This is a genomic window from Lachnoclostridium sp. An131 (assembly GCF_002160825.1).
Taxonomy (GTDB): domain Bacteria; phylum Bacillota; class Clostridia; order Lachnospirales; family Lachnospiraceae; genus Laedolimicola.
On sequence record NZ_NFLI01000002.1, the window covers coordinates 184,692 to 204,531 of the forward strand.

Annotated in this window: 18 protein-coding genes; all 18 read left to right on the forward strand. The window is 49.5% G+C overall.

Annotated features, from left to right (window positions below):
• Positions 1-169 precede the first annotated feature (169 nt).
• Positions 170-1,252, forward strand: coding sequence for a dTDP-glucose 4,6-dehydratase (gene rfbB / locus B5E77_RS02425; protein WP_087163802.1), 1,083 nt, complete (start codon positions 170-172; stop codon positions 1,250-1,252).
• 56 nt (positions 1,253-1,308) lie between these two features.
• The gene (gene rfbA / locus B5E77_RS02430) at positions 1,309-2,178 is read left to right on the forward strand and encodes a glucose-1-phosphate thymidylyltransferase RfbA (RefSeq protein WP_087163803.1); all 870 of its coding nucleotides are present in this window, start codon (positions 1,309-1,311) and stop codon (positions 2,176-2,178) included.
• A gap of 24 nt (positions 2,179-2,202) precedes the next feature.
• Complete coding sequence (rfbC, locus tag B5E77_RS02435) at positions 2,203-2,754, forward strand: dTDP-4-dehydrorhamnose 3,5-epimerase (protein ID WP_087163804.1); 552 nt, start codon at positions 2,203-2,205, stop codon at positions 2,752-2,754.
• 18 nt (positions 2,755-2,772) lie between these two features.
• Positions 2,773-3,594 (forward strand): hypothetical protein, encoded by an 822-nt coding sequence (locus tag B5E77_RS02440; protein WP_087163805.1) that lies wholly within the window; start codon positions 2,773-2,775, stop codon positions 3,592-3,594.
• Entirely contained in the window at positions 3,581-4,369 is a 789-nt protein-coding gene (locus B5E77_RS02445; RefSeq protein ID WP_275532748.1) for an ABC transporter permease, read from the forward strand. The genes B5E77_RS02440 and B5E77_RS02445 overlap by 14 nt, the downstream gene beginning before the upstream one ends.
• A gap of 9 nt (positions 4,370-4,378) precedes the next feature.
• Complete coding sequence (locus B5E77_RS02450; protein ID WP_087163806.1) at positions 4,379-5,128, forward strand: ABC transporter ATP-binding protein; 750 nt, start codon at positions 4,379-4,381, stop codon at positions 5,126-5,128.
• A 75-nt stretch (positions 5,129-5,203) separates the two neighbouring features.
• Entirely contained in the window at positions 5,204-7,165 is a 1,962-nt protein-coding gene (locus B5E77_RS02455) for a glycosyltransferase family 2 protein (RefSeq protein ID WP_242963555.1), read from the forward strand.
• Positions 7,166-7,180: 15 nt separating this feature from the next.
• A complete protein-coding gene (locus B5E77_RS02460; protein WP_087163808.1) occupies positions 7,181-9,133 on the forward strand; it encodes a DUF6020 family protein in 1,953 nt (650 codons plus the stop codon).
• Positions 9,121-10,083: a glycosyltransferase family 2 protein gene (locus B5E77_RS02465; RefSeq protein WP_087163809.1), complete on the forward strand. Its 963-nt coding sequence runs from the start codon at positions 9,121-9,123 to the stop codon at positions 10,081-10,083. The genes B5E77_RS02460 and B5E77_RS02465 overlap by 13 nt, the downstream gene beginning before the upstream one ends.
• A 25-nt stretch (positions 10,084-10,108) precedes the next feature.
• A complete protein-coding gene (locus B5E77_RS02470) occupies positions 10,109-11,947 on the forward strand; it encodes a hypothetical protein (protein WP_087163810.1) in 1,839 nt (612 codons plus the stop codon).
• Positions 11,944-13,647 (forward strand): hypothetical protein, encoded by a 1,704-nt coding sequence (locus tag B5E77_RS02475; protein ID WP_087163811.1) that lies wholly within the window; start codon positions 11,944-11,946, stop codon positions 13,645-13,647. The genes B5E77_RS02470 and B5E77_RS02475 overlap by 4 nt, the downstream gene beginning before the upstream one ends.
• Positions 13,644-14,771, forward strand: coding sequence for a dTDP-4-amino-4,6-dideoxygalactose transaminase (rffA, locus tag B5E77_RS02480; RefSeq protein ID WP_087163812.1), 1,128 nt, complete (start codon positions 13,644-13,646; stop codon positions 14,769-14,771). Before B5E77_RS02475 ends, rffA begins: the two co-directional genes overlap by 4 nt.
• Before the next feature lie 40 nt (positions 14,772-14,811).
• Positions 14,812-15,537: a hypothetical protein gene (locus B5E77_RS02485; protein ID WP_087307485.1), complete on the forward strand. Its 726-nt coding sequence runs from the start codon at positions 14,812-14,814 to the stop codon at positions 15,535-15,537.
• A 102-nt stretch (positions 15,538-15,639) separates the two neighbouring features.
• On the forward strand, positions 15,640-16,386 hold the full coding sequence (locus B5E77_RS02490; protein WP_087163814.1) for an SDR family NAD(P)-dependent oxidoreductase: 747 nt from the start codon (positions 15,640-15,642) through the stop codon (positions 16,384-16,386).
• A gap of 1 nt (position 16,387) precedes the next feature.
• Positions 16,388-17,197: a transketolase gene (locus tag B5E77_RS02495; protein WP_087163878.1), complete on the forward strand. Its 810-nt coding sequence runs from the start codon at positions 16,388-16,390 to the stop codon at positions 17,195-17,197.
• Complete coding sequence (locus tag B5E77_RS02500; protein WP_087163815.1) at positions 17,190-18,167, forward strand: transketolase family protein; 978 nt, start codon at positions 17,190-17,192, stop codon at positions 18,165-18,167. The genes B5E77_RS02495 and B5E77_RS02500 overlap by 8 nt, the downstream gene beginning before the upstream one ends.
• 20 nt (positions 18,168-18,187) lie before the next feature.
• A complete protein-coding gene (locus B5E77_RS02505; protein WP_087163816.1) occupies positions 18,188-18,427 on the forward strand; it encodes an acyl carrier protein in 240 nt (79 codons plus the stop codon).
• Positions 18,411-19,823 carry an AMP-binding protein gene (locus B5E77_RS02510; protein ID WP_242963564.1) on the forward strand — a complete coding sequence of 471 codons (1,413 nt, stop codon included), beginning with the start codon at positions 18,411-18,413 and terminating at the stop codon, positions 19,821-19,823. The genes B5E77_RS02505 and B5E77_RS02510 overlap by 17 nt, the downstream gene beginning before the upstream one ends.
• The last annotated feature ends 17 nt before the right edge of the window (positions 19,824-19,840 follow it).

The window sequence follows — 19,840 nt, forward strand, 5'->3', positions numbered from 1 at the left end:
CATTCCGGTCAAGTAAAAAAGCGAAGAGAGACGGAATGGAGCTCTTAAAAATGTTGCCCTTCCGGCCGTTTAATGATATACTACTGCTGAAAGTACCATAATTACGCATATTATACGGTGATAATCTGCGCAATTATGGCTAATGAACGAATCAGGAGGGAAATTTTAAATGAGAACCTATCTCGTTACCGGTGGAGCGGGCTTCATCGGTTCCAACTATATTCACTATATGTTCCGTAAATACGGAGATTCTATCCGTATCATCAATGTGGACGCTCTGACCTACGCGGGTAATCTGGAAAACCTGAAGGATGTGGAGAATCGTGAAAACTATACCTTCATTAAGGCTGATATCCGTGACCGCGAGGCGATTGAAAAAATTTTTGAGGAAAATGATATTGACCGGGTCGTACATTTTGCAGCGGAGAGCCATGTGGACCGCAGCATCCGCAACCCGGAAATTTTTGTGGAGACGAATGTACTGGGCACGCTTGTGATGCTGAACGCTGCGAAGAAGGCCTGGGAGCTGCCGGACGGAAGCTATAAGGAGGACAAGCGGTTCCTGCATGTGTCTACGGACGAGGTGTATGGCTCCCTGGAGGAGGGAGATACCTATTTTTATGAGACGACTCCCATCGATCCCCACAGCCCCTATTCTGCCAGCAAGGCCTCCTCGGACATGCTGGTGAAGGCATACTGGGATACCTACCGCTTCCCGGCCAATATCACAAACTGCAGCAATAACTACGGTCCCTATCAGTTCCCGGAGAAGCTGATTCCGCTGATTATTAATAATGCGCTGCAGGGTAAGAAGCTGCCCGTTTATGGCGACGGAAAGAATGTGCGCGACTGGCTTTATGTGGATGACCATGCGAAGGCCATTGATATGGTTCAGGAAAAAGGACGCCTGGGCGAGCGTTATAATATTGGCGGTCATAATGAGAAGCAGAACATCGAGATTATCCATATCATTCTGGACACCCTCCAGGAGATGCTTCCGGACGACGATCCGAGAAAGAAGCTGGTGAGCACGGATCTGATTACGTATGTGGAGGATCGCAAAGGGCATGACCGCCGCTACGCGATCGCGCCGGATAAAATCAAGGAGGAGATCGGCTGGTACCCGGAGACCATGTTCAAGGATGGCATCCGTCTGACGATTCAGTGGTTTTTCGAGCATGAGGACTGGATGAAGAACGTAACCAGCGGGGATTATCAGAAGTATTACGAGGAAATGTACCAGGAGAAATAGCAGGCAGGAGGAAAGGGCGCTCAGCCCTTGGAACTGTTGAATACGGAGGTTATGTGATGAAAGGAATTATTCTGGCAGGAGGAGCCGGCACAAGGCTTTATCCGCTTACAAAGGCGATTTCCAAACAGATTATGCCTGTTTACGATAAACCGATGATTTACTATCCGCTGTCTACGCTGATGCTGGCAGGGATCCGGGAGGTGCTGATCATTTCCACACCCCGTGATCTGCCGGTGTTCCGTGATCTTTTTGGCGACGGTTCACAGCTTGGCATGCAGATGAGCTATGCGGTGCAGGAGTATCCGAGAGGGCTGGCGGACGCTTTCCTGATTGGGGAAGAGTTTATCGGCGGCGACAGGGTTGCCCTGGTGCTGGGTGATAATATTTTCTACGGACAGAGCTTTTCCCAGGTGCTTAAAAGAGCTGCAGAAAGGGAGCATGGAGCGACGATTTTCGGATATTACGTGAAGGATCCCAGAGAGTACGGCGTAGTGGAATTTGACGCGGACGGCAGGGCGCTTTCCATCGAGGAAAAGCCGGAGCATCCGAAGTCAAATTATGCCGTTCCGGGCCTGTATTTTTATGACAATGATGTCATCGAGATTGCAAAGGGCGTGAAGCCTTCCGCCCGGGGAGAGATTGAGATCACAAGCATTAATAACGAGTATCTGCGCAGAGGGACGCTCCAGGTGGAAACCCTTGGGCGCGGCTTTGCGTGGCTGGATACCGGAAATCACGACGCTCTTCTTGATGCGGCGGATTTTGTGGCGGCGTTTCAGAAGCGCCAGGGGATGTACATTTCCTGTATCGAGGAGATCGCTTACCGCCGGGGCTTCATCGACCGGGATCAGCTGCTGGAGCTGGCACAGCCTCTTTTGAAAACTGCTTATGGCCAGTATCTGGTAGATGTGGCCAACGGTTTATAATTCTGCAGAGAGAGAGAAAGAAAAATGGGAAAGATAACAGTGGAGATCTGCCCGATTGAAGGGCTGAAGGTCATTACACCCGCTGTCTTCGGAGACGAGCGCGGTTATTTTATGGAAACCTACAATTACAACGATTTTAAGGAAGCAGGCATCGATCTGACCTTTGTGCAGGATAACCAGTCTTCATCCAGGAAGGGCGTACTGCGGGGACTGCATTTTCAGATCAACCATCCCCAGGACAAGATTGTCCGCGTAGTCAGCGGAGAGGTTTTTGATGTGGCTGTGGATCTGCGGGCGGGCTCGCCTACCTACGGACAGTGGTACGGCGTGCGCCTTTCTGCCGAGAATAAAAAGCAGTTCTTTATTCCGAAGAATTTTGCCCATGGCTTCCTGGTGCTTTCCGATTATGCGGAGTTCGCCTACAAATGTACGGACTTCTATCACCCGAACGACGAGGGCGGCATCATCTGGAACGATCCGGATATCGGAGTGGAATGGCCGGTTCCCGAGGGAATGCAGCTTATCATGTCAGAGAAGGATCAGAAATGGGGCGGCTTAAAGGAGCTCAGGAACTAAAGGAGTTGAATCGATAACATGGAAGAAAATATACAGCTGACTGCGGAGGTCTTTATCGATACGGGAAAGGATTTTCGGCCGGAGGACTCTCTGACGGTTCCTTATACCTGCGTTCCCGGCGAAACAGTAACGCTGGATTTTGATCTGAGCGTTTTTGAGCATACCTGCGGGTTCCGTTTTGATCCCCTTCTGGAAGACAGCAGCATGGTGAAGCTGGTGGATATCTCCCTGACCTATGAGGATGGGGAAACAAAAACGATTGATTTTTCCAGAATCAAGACAAACAGCGACGTGGATTTTGAGCCGATTTTTGTGTATCTGCATAAGGATCCGAAGTTTTTTGTGGACGAGGCTCTCTGCCTGAAGCTGACCGGAGCGAAGGTGAGCTTCAGGGTTCTGGAGCTCGGCCTGGCTGAAAAGGAATACTGGCAGGAGATTAAGAAGCACAGCGTGTCCGAAAAGGAAAAGGAGCAGCTGCTCGGCAAGCTGGATGCAGCCATGAAGGAGAAGCATGCACTGGAAAAGGAGAACCGCAGGCTTCGGATAGAAGAGGAGGATATTTATTCTTCCGGCCTCTGGAAGCTGCAGCATGATGCGAGAGGCCCTTTGAAGGTAATCCTTGGGAAGGGAAATATCCTGACTTTTCTGGCCTCTCTCTATATCGCGCTCTGTACGGAGCTTTTCATCTTTAACAATGCCTATTACTCCACGCCGCGTCCCAATGACCAGGTGCTGACCTTCAGCTTTCTGCGCTTTGGCCTGATCTGGCTTGGAGCCTTTGTGCTGATTGCCGTCATAAACCGTGTGATTCAGAAAGGATACCGCCGTGAGCTTGCTTAGTGTCTTTGTCAAATACAGGGCCCTCATCAACCAGCTGGTGATGAGGGATATTAAAACCAAATACCGGCGTTCCATTCTGGGCTTACTCTGGACGGTGCTGAATCCTCTTCTGATGATGGCAGTGCTGTCTATTGTCTTTTCCTATTTTTTTCAGCGCTATGGAGAGGTGGAGAACTTTCCTGTATACCTGCTCTGCGGACAGCTGGTGTTTAACTTTTTCAATGAATCCACAAGCATTGCCATGGGTTCCATTGTCCACAGCGGAGAGCTGATCAAAAAGGTCTATGTGCCCAAATATCTGTTTCCCATCACCAAGGTGATGTCCAGCGGCGTCAATCTGCTGGCTTCCATGATTGCGCTGGTGATTGTGATGGTGGTGACCCGGTCGAGAGTGACGCCGACGATTCTTCTGGCGGTTCTTCCTCTGCTCTATGTACTGCTGTTTTCCACGGGAGTCAGCCTGTTTCTGTCGGCGGTGGCGGTGAGCTTCCGGGATCTGATGCATCTGTACACGGTGATTACTACGGCCTGGATGTATCTGACGCCGGTGATCTACCCCATGTCCATTCTGGAAGACGCGCCCCGCTGGGTGGTCTTTATCATTAACGCCAATCCGCTGACGGCGTTTATCAAAATTTTCCGCGCGGTGGTGCTGGACGGGGTGACGCCTCCTGCCATTCTGCATGTGCAGAGTCTTATCTGGTGCGCGGTGGCACTTCTTGTGGGCTCCCTGGTATTCAAAAAATCTCAGGACAGCTTTATACTGAAAATATAGGAGAGAGCTATGAAGATAGAGAATGCGATAGAAGTAAATAACGTGTCCATGTGCTTCAACCTCTCCAAACAAAAGGTGGACAATATCAAGGAATATGTGATCAAAGCGCTGAAGCACCAGCTTTTCTATGAGGAATTCTGGGCCCTGAATGATATCAGCTTTGAGGTGAGGAAAGGCGATTCTGTGGGGCTGGTGGGAATGAACGGTTCCGGAAAGAGTACGATGCTGAAGATCATAGCCGGCGTGCTGAAGCCCACAAAGGGCAGCGTGGAGACGACGGGAACCATAGCGCCCATGATTGAGCTGGGAGCGGGTTTCGACCACGATCTGACGGCACGGGAAAATATTTACCTGAACGGAGCGCTGATTGGTTATCCCCAGGAGATGCTGGAGGAGCGGTTTGACGATATTATTGCCTTTGCCGGACTGGAACGGTTCGTGGATGTGCCCATTAAGAATTTTTCTTCCGGTATGCTGGCAAGGCTTGGCTTTTCCATCGCAACCATCGTAGATGCGGATATTCTGATCATCGACGAGATTCTGTCAGTGGGAGATTACCAGTTCCAGAATAAGTGCAAGAAGCGTATCCGGGAGATGATGGATCGGAATACGACGGTGCTGTTCGTGTCCCATAGCATTGAGCAGGTGAAGGAAATCTGCAACAGAGCTATCTGGATCGATAAAGGACATATCCGGATGATGGGCGAGGCCGAGGAGGTTTGCGACGCCTATGAGGATCCAAGCGAGAAACTGATGTAAAAGGCTGCTTTGAAAAGGAGCGGCGGCATAAGCAGGCCGTCTGCCGCGGAAATGGATGCAGCAGTGAGGGAGAACATGGACAATCAGGAATTACAGAATGATTATAAAAAGCTTTACGAAGCGGAGAGAGAAAAATCTGAGGTTCTCGTAAGCAAAATAGAGGAATGTGAAAAGGAGATAGAGGAGCTGAACTTCAAGCTGGACCGGATTAAGGGAAGCTTTGCCTGGAAGCTTGCGACGCCGCTCCGTAAGGGGCTTCACTTTTATGAGAAAACCCGGGACCGGCTGACGCGTTACGGCTCGATTCCGGGCCTGATGCGGAAAGTCAGAAGCAAGATGCAGGAGCGCAAAAACATGAAGCGCCATGGCACGGCCAGCTTTCCTTCGCCGGAGGAGGCAAAGCGCCAGAGAGAGGCAGTCTTTCCGAACATGGTGAAATTCAGCATCCTGACCCCCCTTTACAATACGCCGGAGAAGTTCCTCACGGAGCTTCTGGACTGTGTAAGGGCTCAGACCTATCAGAACTGGGAGTTGTGCCTGGCAGACGGAAGCGATCACGAGCATGCCTATGTGGGAGAGATCTGCAGAAAGTACGCGGCAGAGGATCCGCGTATTATCTACCATGTGCTTGATCACAATGAGGGTATCTCGGGGAATACAAATCAGTGCCTGAAGCTGGCGACAGGAGACTATATCGCCCTTCTGGATCATGATGATATCCTGCATCCTGCTGTGCTTTATGAATATGCGAAGGCAATCAATGAGACGGGAGCAGATTATCTCTACTGCGACGAGATTACGTTCGAGGGAGACAGCATCGATCACATGATCGTGCTTCATTTTAAACCGGATTTTGCGATCGACAATCTGCGGGGGAATAATTATATCTGCCATTTTTCTGCTTTTTCGAAGCATTTACTGGATGAGACCGGTGTATTCCGGAGCGAATACGACGGAAGCCAGGACCATGATATGATCCTGCGGCTGACAGCCAAGGCAAAACAGGTGTATCATGTGCCGAAAGCGCTTTATTACTGGAGATCCCATAAGGCGTCTGTCGCGCAGGACATCAATGCCAAGACCTATGCGGTAGATGCGGCAAAAAGAGCTGTCCACGACCATATTATGGACGTCTACGGCATGGATGCGAAGGTGGAGAGCACCAGAGCCTTCCCGACGATTTTCCGGATTCGGTATCCGCTTCTGGAGCGTCCGCTGATCTCTATCGTGATTCCCAATAAGGATCATATGGAGGATTTGTCGCGCTGTGTGGAGTCGATCATCAATAAATCCACCTATGAAAATTATGAAATTGTCATCGTGGAGAATAACAGCGAGACAAAGGAAATCTTTGATTACTACAAGGCGCTGGAGCACAATCCGAAGGTACGGGTAGTGAAATACGAGGGCGATTTCAACTATTCCCGTATCAATAATTTTGGCGTAACCTTTACCAACGGAAAATATGTGCTGCTGCTGAACAACGACATGAAGGTCATCACAAGAGAATGGATGGAAGAGATGCTGATGTACGCCCAGCGCCCGGACGTGGCGGCTGTGGGGGCAAAGCTCTATTACGCAGATAATACGATTCAGCATGCAGGCATTGTCATAGGGCTGGGAGCCCACCGGGCAGCCGGACATACGCATTATAAGGATGACAAGATGCACCTTGGCTATATGGGCCGTCTCTGCTACGCGCAGGATGTGACCGCAGTGACAGGAGCCTGCCTCCTGGTCAGCCGCGCCCAGTATGATGAAGTGGGCGGTCTGGATGAGACCTTCAGCGTGGCGTTCAATGACGTGGACTTCTGTCTGAAGCTGCGCCATGCGGGTTATCTGAATGTGTTCACTCCCTTTGCGGAGCTGTATCACTATGAATCCAAGACAAGAGGCATGGAGGAAGGCGAAAAGATGAAGCGGTTCCAGCACGAGGTAGATCTGTTCCGGACGAAATGGAAGGCAGATTTGGATGCGGGCGATCCCTACTTTAATCCGAATTTCTCGCTGGATTATTCAGATTATACGATTAAATAACGGACAGGAGAGAGCATGACGGAAAAACGGTCTTGGACAGGAAATATCATAGCGGCGTTCGCAGCCTTTCTGGCTGTAAATGGTTTTAACCTCCTGTATCAGATACGCGGTGAAAGCACGATGCTTTCAAACAGCGTTCTTGGAATGGCGGTCTTTGGAGCTTTTCTGTATCTGGGAGTACGTTTTTTTGCCAGTCATGTATCGGGGCGGCTGATTCTGTTTTCTCTGGCAGGCGGCCTCCTGTTCGCAGCGATGACAGCTTTTGGCTTTTCGCTGAATTATACAGATACCATTTGGAATTCATACGTCTTCCCGGCTGTGCTGTGCCTGACTCCGTTTTTCGGAATCTGCACAGGCTTTGGCTTAAGAGGCCTGACGCGGCAGAAGCCAGACAGAGCAGCAGGGGCAAAAGGGGAAGAAGCCGGAGACCTTAAACATGGAGCTTCCGGCTTATCCAGGAGCCCTGCCGGCTGGCTTTCCGGGCTTTCTGACAGGCGTTTTTATTTGCTCTGTGCAGGAATCCTGTTTCTTTCCTGGGTTCCGGTGCTTCTGGCGGCCTGGCCGGGGATTTTCTCCTATGATTCCGGCTGGCAGCTGGCGGCTTTTGTGGATGGAGATGTGACAGGCCATCATCCGATTCTGCACACGGCTCTGCTGGGCGTGACCCGGATGCTGGGCCATGCCTTGGCCGGTTCCGGCCAGGCAGGAAATCAGGCAGGGGCTCTTCTTTATTCGCTGGTACAAATGCTTGCAATGGCGGCTCTCTATGCTGAGGTGTGCCTGTTTCTGCGGCAGAGGAAGGTCCCACGCTGGCTTCTTGTGGGAACCGCGCTGTTCCTTGGCTTCCATCCGGTGAATGGGCTGATGGCGCTCTGCGCCACCAAGGATTCGCTGTTCACGGCTGTGTTTGCAGTCTTTATTGTACAGCTCTTCCGCATGGCGGAAGATAAGGAGGCGTTTTTCGCTTCCTGGAAGCGGCAGGCCCTGTTCTGTGTGAATGTATTTTTCCTGTTTGCCCTGCGCAATAATGGATTTCATACATTTCTGCTCTGCGCTCCCTTCCTGATTTTCGTGTTTCGGCGGTTCTGGAAGAAAACGCTGCTGCTGATTCTGATTTGTCTGGGATTGTATGGAATTTATAATGGCCCTGTGTACAGCGCCCTGGATATTGAAAAAAGCGATCCCAGGGAGATGTGCAGTGTGCTGATGCAGTCCGCTGCCCGGGTCTATAATCTGGACTACCTGGGCCTGACGGAGGAAGAAAAGGAAGCCTTTCTTTCGATTATAGATGAAGAGGGGCTTGAGTCCTACCTGTCGCGGTTTGCCGATCCGGTGAAGGCATATTTTCACGGAGAAAAATTTGCAGAGGATCCCTGGCCCTTCCTGCGTGCCTGGCTCTCTGCAGGCATGAGACATAAAAAGATTTATATAGATTCCTTCCTGGCGAATACCTTTGGATACTGGTATCCCGGAAATTCTATAGAGGATACGGAAAATGGAAGGGATTATTTTGAATATTACTGCAAGGATTTCCGGGAGGATGTGGATGTGGAGATGGAATCGAAGCTTCCAGCTCTTTCGGAGTTTTACAGGAGAATCGGAAACGAAGCCTCCTTTCAGAAGGTACCGGTTGTGGCGGCAGCGTTTAACCTTGGGGTTTACACATGGCTGTGGATTTTTGCCTGCCTGCTGGCCTTTTATGGAAAACAGTGGAAAAGGGCATTGGTGCTGGTTCCTTTTGGAGCGTATTTCCTGACAAATCTGCTCGGCCCTGTGGTGAAGATGCGCTACCATTATCCGTTCATCGCCTGCGCGCCTCTTCTGCTTTATCTGATGTGGACGGTATGGAAGGAAGCAGGCGGCCGGGAAAGCGGGCCGGAAAACGGTAATCTGGAAAGCGGCAGACTGGAAGGCAGCGGCCCGAAAATGGAACATCATAAACGGAGGACGTATGTATGGATAAGATAGCGGTGCTTGTCCCCTGCTACAATGAGAGCAAAACAGTAAAAAAGGTTGTGGAGGATTTCCGGCGGGTGCTGCCTGAGGCGGCAGTCTATGTCTACGACAACAATTCGACGGACGGGACGGCCGGACTGGCGCGGGAGGCCGGCGCCATCGTGCGCCATGAATACCAGCAGGGCAAGGGAAATGTCATCCGCAGGATGTTCCGGGAGATTGACGCGGAGGTCTATCTCATGGTGGACGGCGACGACACCTATCCGGCGGAGGCAGCGCTCGAGATGGTGCGAAAGATCGTGGAGGAGCAGGCGGATATGGTAGTGGGCGACCGGCTTTCCTCTACCTATTATACAGAGAATAAGCGTCCCTTCCACAATTTCGGCAATTCCTTTGTGAAAAACTGCATCAACCGGTTCTTTGACACGAACATTCAGGATATCATGACAGGCTACCGGGCCTTCAGCTATCAGTTTGTGAAGACCTTCCCTGTGCTCTCCAGAGGGTTTGAGATAGAGACCGAGATGAGTATCCATGCGGCGGACAAGCACATGCAGGTGGATCATGTGGTGATTGATTACCGGGACCGCCCGGAGGGCAGCGTCTCGAAGCTGAATACGTTTTCTGATGGGCTGAAGGTGCTGAGCCGGATTCTGAGCCTTTACAAAAATTATAAGCCTCTGGCTTTCTTTTCTCTGCTTTCAGGGATACTGGCCGTGCTGGCGGTGGTTTTCCTGATTCCGATACTGATAGAGTATTGGCAGACGGGCCTTGTGCCGCGTTTTCCGACTCTGATTGTGTGCGGCTTTGTGCTGATTGCTGCTCTTCAATCGCTGTTTGCTGGGCTGGTGCTTCAGAGCATGGAGCAGAAGAACAAGCAGGATTTTGAGATGCGCCTGCTTCAGGCAAAGGACAGCTTTGAGAGGAAGAGAACGGAGACGGCGGCAGAGAATGTAGAGTAAGTGCGGAAAGCCCGGAGGGAAAGATATGCGGCGGATGGGAACAAAAGCCCGAATGGCGGCAGCTTTTTTGCTTGCGTTTCTGATAACGGCAGTGTATTTTATTTTGGTATATCAGAGCCTGCCATTTATCTATGACATCAATGATGATGTGGCCATGCGGAATGTGGCGGCAGGTGTCATCACCGGCACACCGGATGCGCACCTGATTTTTGTGAAATATATATTGGGCCTTCTGATCAGTGGGCTGTACCATGTCCTGCCGGGATGGGACTGGTACGGAATTGTCATGATAGGAATCGTCTTACTCTGCCTGACGGTGATACTGTACCGGGGACTTGTGGAGAAAAAGTCTCTGGTTTGGAAGCTCGTCTATACGGCGGCGGCGCTGCTTTTGTTCACCTGTATCGGGCTTAGGCAGATGGTCATATTTCAGTGGACAGTGACTGCCGCCTTTGCGGGAGTGGCAGGAATTTTCCTGTTTTATACTTCAAAAACAGAAAACAGGTTTCAGAATTTGTGCGAAGAGGGAGTCTCCGTGTTTCTCCTTCTTCTTTGTCTGTCCGTACGTGATTCTGTATTTATGATGGTGCTTCCTGCAGCGGCTTTGTGCTTCTGGTTTAAATACGGCTCTTTTCAGTGGAAAAGGCTGGGGGCCCGAAAATGGCCCTTTGGTCTGCGGCACTGGGGCATTCTGCTGGCTCTCATACTCGGATTCATCGGGGTTCTGGGAACAGAGCGGATGGCTTACCGTTCTCCGGAATGGCAGGAGTTTCTCTCATATAACAGTGACCGTTCTACGATCATGGATTACTACGGTCTGAAAAACTATGAGGAAAATCAGAAATTTTATGAGTCGCTGGGATTATCTCCGGAGGAGGTGGAGAATCTTCAGAGGTATTCTCTGTATCTCTGTGATGATCTTTACAGTGAGACAATGCATGAACTGGCAGTCAATGCGCAGGAAGAGTATAATCAGCAGTATTCGGCCCGCGACCGCCTGTACATGGGCGTGCAAAAGGTGAGGGAGCATCTGACCAATGAACTGTATGCTCCTCTAAGCTGGCTCGCTTATCTCTCTGTAGCTGCAGTGCTGATACTGGGCCTGCGGAAGAACCGGAGAGAATTTGCGCTGGCATTCTGCATAAACGGAATTATTGCTCTGTTCTGGCTGTATCTGGGATTTCGCGGAAGAATCGTGGAGCGGGTCTGCTATGGAATGTTTCTGCTGCAGCTTTTAAGCATGCTGGCAGTTGGATGGAATATTCTGCACGGCCTGGCCTCGGGCCGGCCTGAAGGGGTAGCTGAAATGGATCAGGCAAAGGCGGCGAAAGTGCCGGAAGGTACAGACCGCTTGAGAAAGAGAACAGGCTGGATCGGCTGGGCGGCGTGGGCCGCATGTCTGCTGATTCTTGCATCAGGAGCGGTGAAGGAATGGAAGACTGTGGAAGGAACTGTGGGCTGGCGGAGCAGCTACAATGAAGAATTCCTCGATGTCAACCGGTATATGGCAGAGCATATGGAAAACGTCTATTTTATGACGACCTTTTCCATAGAGACCTATACGGACAATTTTACGCTGCGCCGGGATTTTGATTTTACCAATCTTCTGTCTGTGGGCGGCTGGCATACGTTTTCTCCGCTGGAAGATGAAAAGTGCCGGGAGCTTGGGATATCTGACCCCAAGACAGATATTGTTGAAAAGGATTATGTATATGTGATATCATTAGAAAATGTAAATATGAGGTATATGGACCGCTATTATACCAGCATCTATGGAGACGATTATCTGGGCCGGGAGCTGGTGGACACCCTGGATTATGGAGAAAGGGTGTTTGAAGTGTATGATTTTGAGGTAAGGAAATGAATAAGAGTGTGAAGAGGGAAAAGATCATATCTTTTGGCCTGTTTTTTATTTTCCTGGCAGTTGTTTTTCTGATGATACCGGTGACTTATGCCATCAACGATGATGTAGCCATGCGGGATATTGCTTCGGGGGCTATGTCTGGGAGCCCTGATTATCATCTGGTGTTTGTGAAAGCGGCGCTTGGAGCGCTGCTGAGTGCGGTTTACAGATATTTTCCAGGGATCGACTGGTATGGCCTGATGTGGATGGGATTTGTGATTTTATCAGCAGCGTTGATTTTGTGGAAGATTCTTTCTATTTGTGAAAAAAGAGGAAGAAATCTTTTGGCGGCGTCCATCCTGTTCCTTTCGGTGTTTGCACTGACAGGCCTGGGACATCTGGTTAGTTTTCAGTTTACGGTAGTAGCAGGAATTGTGGCTGGAACCGCGGTGTTTCTTTACTGTCTGGATGACAGCAGCGGGAAAAAGGAATATAGGATGGCGGCTCTGGTCATTCTGCTGATTTGGATTTCCTTCTGTGTCAGAGAAAATGTATTGCTGATGGCAGTGCCATTTGGCGGTCTGATTATCCTTTACAAAAAGGAGCCTGTTAAAAAGAAAGCGCTCATGGTTTCCATCGCCTGTGTGGGTCTGGCTGGAATCATGGTTCTGGAAATGTTTTCTTATTCCAGCGCAGAGTGGAAATCTTACAAAGACTATAATACTGCGCGTTCGGTTATTTATGATTATTATGGTGTGCCTCCATATGAGGAGAACAGAGAGTTTTATGACAGCATAGGACTTCAGGAATATGATGTTGTCAATTTAGAGCGCTATCAGCTGGTATTTGTAGACGATCTGGAAAATGGGAAGATGCAGCAGATAGCTGATTACGCGGAGCAGCGTTACAGAGAACAGAACAGTCTGACTGCCCGGGTGATGGCGGGAGTCCGAATTGCAGTTCAGGGAGAGCTGGGAAAAGAGACGTTGGTTCTGAACCTTCTGGCGAAAGCTCTGGTCCTGCTGAATATCATTACAGGTATTCGGTACCGGAAGAAGGCGCTGTGGCTTGTCAATGCCGGGTTCCTGCTCTGTGAAGGCGCTTTGACCTTTTATCTGGGATATGAAGGAAGACTGCCTTCCAGAGTAATGGCGGCGCTGCTGATAATAGAATTTTTGGCGGCTCTTGCAGTTTTTTTCTCGGAACGGAGAAATACAGTACCGGAGACGGCAAAAAAAATCCCAGGGTGGACCGCGGGACTCCTGATAGTGCTGCTGGCAGCTGCAGCGTGGCAGTTTACGGTTATTCGTGAAAGGCAGCTTCAGAGTACAGCGGCAAATCAGGAATATGAGCTTTTACAGTCCTATTATCGCGAACACCCCGGACAGGTGTACTTTATACCTGCTACCTGGACAGCCGGGTATACAGAGAATTTCCATATTCGAAAGGAAGCGCGGCTTGATAATGGTTTCAGTCTGGGGGGATGGACCACGTTTCTTCCGGTACATGAACAGGGATTGAAGAAATTTGGAATTGAAGATGAGAATACGGCTCTGATCGAAAATGACAATGTGTATCTGATTTTCAATACACCATCAAGCAGAATTACCGCATACTATGAACAAAAATACGAGGATGTCCAGTGGACAGAGACAGATACGGCCCCGGTTTATGGAATGGAGGTCCCAGTATTTAAAATATCAGGAGGAGAAAGACGATGATTCCTTTTAATGTACCCCCTTGTGTGGGAACAGAATTACAGTATATCAAAGAAGCGATTGAGTCACATAAGATATGCGGGGACGGGGCGTTTACAAAAAAATGCAACGCCTGGCTGGAGGAGAGATTTGGGGCTCAGAAGGTTCTGCTGACGACCAGCGGAACTACAGCTCTTGACATGGCGGCTCTTTTGTGTGAACTGAAAGAGGGAGATGAAGTGATTCTCCCGAGCTATACTTTTTCCAGTACAGCTACCTCAGCAGTGCTGGGAGGAGCCAGACTTGTGTTCGTGGATATCCGGCCGGATACGATGAATATTGATGAGAAAAAGATAGAAGAAGCCATTACGGAGCGGACCAGAGCCATCATCGCCGTGCATTATGCAGGGGTAGCCTGTGAAATGGATACGATTATGGAAATCGCCCGCAAGTATAACCTGGTTGTAATTGAAGACGCGGCTCAGGGTGTTATGAGCACATACAAAGGCCGTGCGCTGGGGACCATAGGAGATTTTGGCTGCTATTCCTTCCATGAGACAAAAAACTATTCCATGGGAGAAGGCGGAGCTCTGGTGATCAACAATCCGGAATACAATGAGAGAGCAGAAATTCTTCGTGAAAAAGGAACAAACCGTTCCAAGTTCTTCCGCGGACAGGTAGACAAGTATACTTGGGTGGATTTTGGAGACAGCTATCTTCCGAGTGAGCTGAACGCGGCTTATCTGTGGGCTCAGCTTTGTGCTGCGGATGAGATTAATGAGAACCGTATGGCCAGCTGGAATCAGTATTATCAGGAACTGAAAGGTCTTGAGGAATCCGGCAGGATAGAGCTGCCTGTGATACCCGAAGGGTGCGTACATAATGCGCATATGTTTTATATCAAGTGTCGGGATCTGGAGGAGAGAACGAGTTTTATCTCGTACATGAAAGAAGAAGGAATTCTGACAGTGTTTCATTATATTCCGCTGCACTCTGCGCCTGCGGGCCTGAAATATGGGCGGTTTTCCGGGAAAGACCTGTACACGACGAAAGAAAGTGAGCGGCTGGTGCGTCTGCCCATGTATTATGGACTGGAGCAGGAGAAAATAGCATTCATCTGTGAAAAAATCAGAAACTTTTATAGATAATTCACTGTCTGAGAAGGCAGAAAGAGAAAGGCTGAAGAAAATGAAGATAACAGATGCGTTCTGGGAAAAGCGAAATCTGGGTGTGGATGTGACAGAGATTCAGTGTGCAGCATCGGACAGCAGAGAGGAACTGAAGGAAGCGCTTGCCGGAATTAAGACTCCTTATTCTGTATGTAAGGTTCCCGGAGGAGCCGCGGGGCTGCTTTTATGTGCGCAGGAGCAGGGATATCAGGTAATAGAGATGAGTATTGGGCTGGAAATTGGGCTTAGAGAGCTGACTCTTCCTGCTGTATACAGGCGATTTGAACAGGAAATTGTTGTAAAAGAAGCCGACAGAGAACAGAGGGAGAGTATTCTGAGAGAAATAGAATCGGGAGATATTTTTGAGACTGACCGCATAGCTTTAGACCCTTATTTCGGAAAAGAAATGGCTGGAAAACGGTACGCGAACTGGTCCCGGGATCTTCTCGAGCAGAACGGACATGTATGTGTTGGATATTATAAAGATACGCCAGCTGCTTTTGGAGTAAACATTGATAAGGAAAATGCAGTCTGTGACGCTGTCCTGGGAGGAATGCTGAATCATGGAGGAAGGGCTGGACTTGGCTTTCTGTCTCTTTTTACGAATCTGTATTCTGCCAGAGAGCGCGGGAATGTAAAAGTGAAGACACATGTTTCGTCCAATAACCAGGCAATTATTCATCTGCATCTGCAGTTTGGCTACCGGATTAATGAGATGCAGTATGTGCTGATTCGGCATCAGTAAACAGATACCCGGAGATAGCGACCGGTATGAATTGACATCAGGGATAATAGCGGTTAAAATCATACTGAGTTTGTGAGAAAGAGAATTCAGGAGAAGAGGCCTATGCTTACAGGAAAGAATGTTCTGATTACAGGTTCAAACAGAGGAATTGGAAAAGCTTTTGTAGAAGCTTTCGCGAAGCAGCAATGTAATATCTGGGCATGTGCGAGAAAGCACAGCGAGGAGTTTGAGACCCAGATGGCTGAAATTGCGTCTCAAAATGGAGTATGGATTAGACCAGTTTATTTTGAACTGACAGACAGTGAAGAGATGAAGGCGGCAATAAAACAGGTGCTGAAATCGGGAGAAAATATAGATGTCCTGATTAATAATGCAGGGATTGCCCATGGCGGATTGTTTTCAATGACTAGAATGCAGACGATCCGGGAGGTATTTGATATTAATGTATTTGCGCCGATGGAGCTGACACAGCTTATTCTGAGAAAAATGATGCGCCAGAAATCTGGAAGTATTATTAATATGTCGTCTGTTGCGGCACTCAATGTCAGGGCGGGAAATTCTGCATACGGAACCAGCAAGGCTGCGGTGAAAGCCTGGACGGCGGTGCTGGGGGCAGAGACAGCCCAGTATGGAATACGGGTAAACGCTATTGCGCCAAGTCTGACCGATACGGATATGGGACGAGCGGTACAGGAAAATGCAGGAGAAAACAGGCTTCTTCCCTCTGCGATGGGACGCATGGCAAAGGCGGAGGAGATCGCCAATGTGGCTGTTTTTCTTGCATCGGATGAAGCCTCTTTTGTAAATGGAGAGACCATTGTAGTGAATGGAGGTGGTGACTGTGATTGAAATGAATACAGAATTATATAAACGGATAGAAACTGCTGCGCATAATATGCGGGAGAATATGCTGGAAATGACTCTGCATGCAGGAGCCAGCGGGGCTCATATAGGCGGCGCTCTTTCTTCGGCTGACATAGTTGCTGTGCTCTACTGCGGAATTATGGACAGACCGGGGAAGCAGGATCATTTTGTGTTGAGCAAAGGCCACTGTGCCCTGGTTCAGTATGCGGCTCTCTGCGAGACCGGCGTGATTTCCAGAGAAGAGCTGATGACCTTTGAAGACAATGGCGGGATGTTCCCGGCTCATCCGGTGATGCATGATGAGATAGGAATTGAGCTGTCAAGCGGCAGCCTGGGGCTTGGCCTGGGATTCGGCATCGGCCTGGCACTGGCGGATAAAAAGAAGGAGACACAGGCAAAGACATTTGTCCTGCTTGGCAACGGAGAATGCAACGAAGGCAGCGTGTGGGAAGCCGTCATGCAGGCGCCCAAGCTGGGTCTGGACAATCTGATTGCGATTATGGACAATAACCACCTGCAGCTGGATGGGGAAGCGGAAAAAATCGTTCCGCAGGCACATATTGCGGAAAGCTTCCGTTCCTTTGGCTGGGAAGTCTTTGAGGTAAACGGACATGATATCCGGGCTGTCTATGAGACCCTTGCCGGACTTGCGGCGGATGGCAGGCCGAAAATGATTGTGGCGGATACGGTAAAAGGAAAGGGCGTTTCCTTCATGGAGAATCAGGTGAAATACCATCATGCAGGACTTACCCAGGAGCAGTATAATCAGGCGATGGAGGAATTGAAAAATGATTGATATTTCGGCGGAAAACGTTGCCCTCTGGTCAAGAATAAGTTCAAGAAAGACATTTGGCCTGGTTTTGGACGAACTGGCCTGTGAGCATCCGGATCTGATGGTGCTTGTGGCGGATGTGGCGGACTCCGCGGGTCTGGGAGATTTTGAAAAAAATCATCCGGATCAGTTCCTGAATGTGGGAATTGCGGAGCAGAATATGACTGCCATTGCTGCCGGACTGGCGAAGTCAGGATATCAGGTTTTTGCAGTATCCTTTGCGCCGTTTGCTTCCATGCGGTGTTTTGAAGTGCTTCGCACCTATCTGGGGTATATGAATCTGAATGTGACAGTAGTGGGAATCGCCAGCGGACTGAGCATGGGAACAGCGGGAAATACCCATTACGGACTGGAAGATCTGGCGCTTGCAAGGACGATTCCGAATATGACTGTGGTATCGCCGGCGGACTGCACGGAGACCGCAAAGGCTGTGGAAGCTCTTCTGGAGCATAAGGGACCGGCGTATCTGAGGCTGACGGGTGTGAATGGAAACCAGCCTGTGTATAAGGAGAATTATGATTTCCGGCTGGGCAGAGCCACAAAGGTCAGAGAGGGAACGGATGTGGCGATTGTGGCCACGGGAACCATGGTGTATGAGTCTCTTCGTGCCACAAGAAAGCTTCAGAAAGACGGAATTTCCTGTACAATTATAGATATGAGCACGGTGAAGCCGCTGGACGAGGAGATTCTGGAAGAAGTGTTCGATTCGCACAGACTTGTTGTGACAATTGAAGAGCATACAGTCATCGGAGGACTGGGTTCTGCTGTGGCTGAATATAAAGCAAGGTACAATAAGGATACCCGGCTGGAGATGATGGGACTTCCGGACAGCTTTGGAAAAGCGGGAACCTATGCGTGGCTGCTGGACTATCATAAATTGTCAGCCCGTCACATTGCGGACAGAATCACGGACGCGTATAAAAAGTTGGATTAAATTGCAGGAGGAAAACAGCAATGACAAATAAAGAAAAATATGTAAATGCTTTTACGGAGACCTTTGATATTACGGAGGAAGAGACACAGGGACTTCAGTATTCCGGGATCGCAGCCTGGGATTCTGTAGGCCACATGTCTCTTGTGGCAGCTCTTGAGGATGCTTTTGATATTATGATGGACACAGATGACATTATTGATTTCAGCTCTTTTGAAAAGGGAATGGAAATTCTGAGTGAAAAATATGATGTGGAATTTTAATGAGTTTTTGGATAATACTGCGCTGCGTTCTGATGATGGAACGCAGCTGACATACAGAGAACTGGGAGAAGAGACAGGGCGGCTCGCGTCGGCGATTGGGAAACGCTGCCTTGTTTTTTCCATGTGCAGCAATACGGAAGGCTCTGTCATCGGATATGTGAGCTTTATACAGAACAGAATTGTTCCGGTTCTTTTGAATGCCCATCTGGATCAGGAACTGCTGGAGGCGCTTCTGGAAAAGTATAATCCGGCATTTCTGTGGATGCCTGATGCAATGACGGAAAAGTTCCACGAATTTCAGTGCGTTTATCAGAGCAGAGGATACTCTCTGCTGAAGACGGACTATGAAAAGTCCTGGCCTCTTTATGAAGAACTGGGTCTGCTTCTTACCACGTCAGGATCTACAGGCAGTCCCAAGTTTGTCAGACAAAGCTATAAAAATATTGAAGTAAATACCCGTCAGATCGCGGAATATCTGGAACTTGACCAGGAGGAAAGGGCGATCACCACGCTGCCTATGAATTACACCTATGGTCTGTCCATTATCAACAGTCATCTGCTGGTGGGCGCAGAAATCCTGCTTACGGATAAGACCATGATGGAGAGAGGATTCTGGTCCTTTATGAAGGAGCAGAAGGCGACTTCTTTCGGAGGAGTGCCTTATACCTATGAAATGCTGGATAAGCTGAGATTTTTCCGTATGGATCTTCCGGATCTGAAGACAATGACACAGGCCGGCGGCAAGCTGATTCCGGAACTCCACAAGAAATTCGCGGAATATGCGGCGGAAAAGGGCAAGCGTTTTATTGTCATGTACGGCCAGTGTGAGGCTACGGCCCGGATGGGATATCTGCCCGCGGATAAGGCTGTGGAAAAATGCGGGTCTATGGGCATCGCCATTCCGGGAGGCGTGTTCCATTTGATTGATGTAAATGGAGAAGCGGTCACGGAACCCCATGTAACCGGGGAACTGGTATATGAAGGGGAAAATGTGACTCTGGGATATGCGGAGTGCGGAGAAGATCTGAGTAAGGGAGACGAAAGAAACGGCTTCCTTCAGACAGGAGATATGGCGCAGTTTGACGAGGACGGCTATTATTATATCGTCGGACGCAGAAAGAGATTTCTGAAAATATATGGAAACCGTGTAAACCTGGATGAAGTGGACCGGATGATCAAGGGAAAATTTGAAAATCTGGAATGTGCCAGCGCCGGAGTGGATGACCACATGTACCTCTTTGTGACAGACGAAGCTTATGGGGAACAGGTGAAAGAGTTTGTGGTTGCGAAGACCGGACTGAACCAGGCGGCATTTAAGGTGATTGTCGTAGACAGCATTCCGAAAAATGACGCCGGAAAAACGCTTTACAGGGAACTGGAAAAATATTATAAGTAGTCAGATACAGCCCTGTA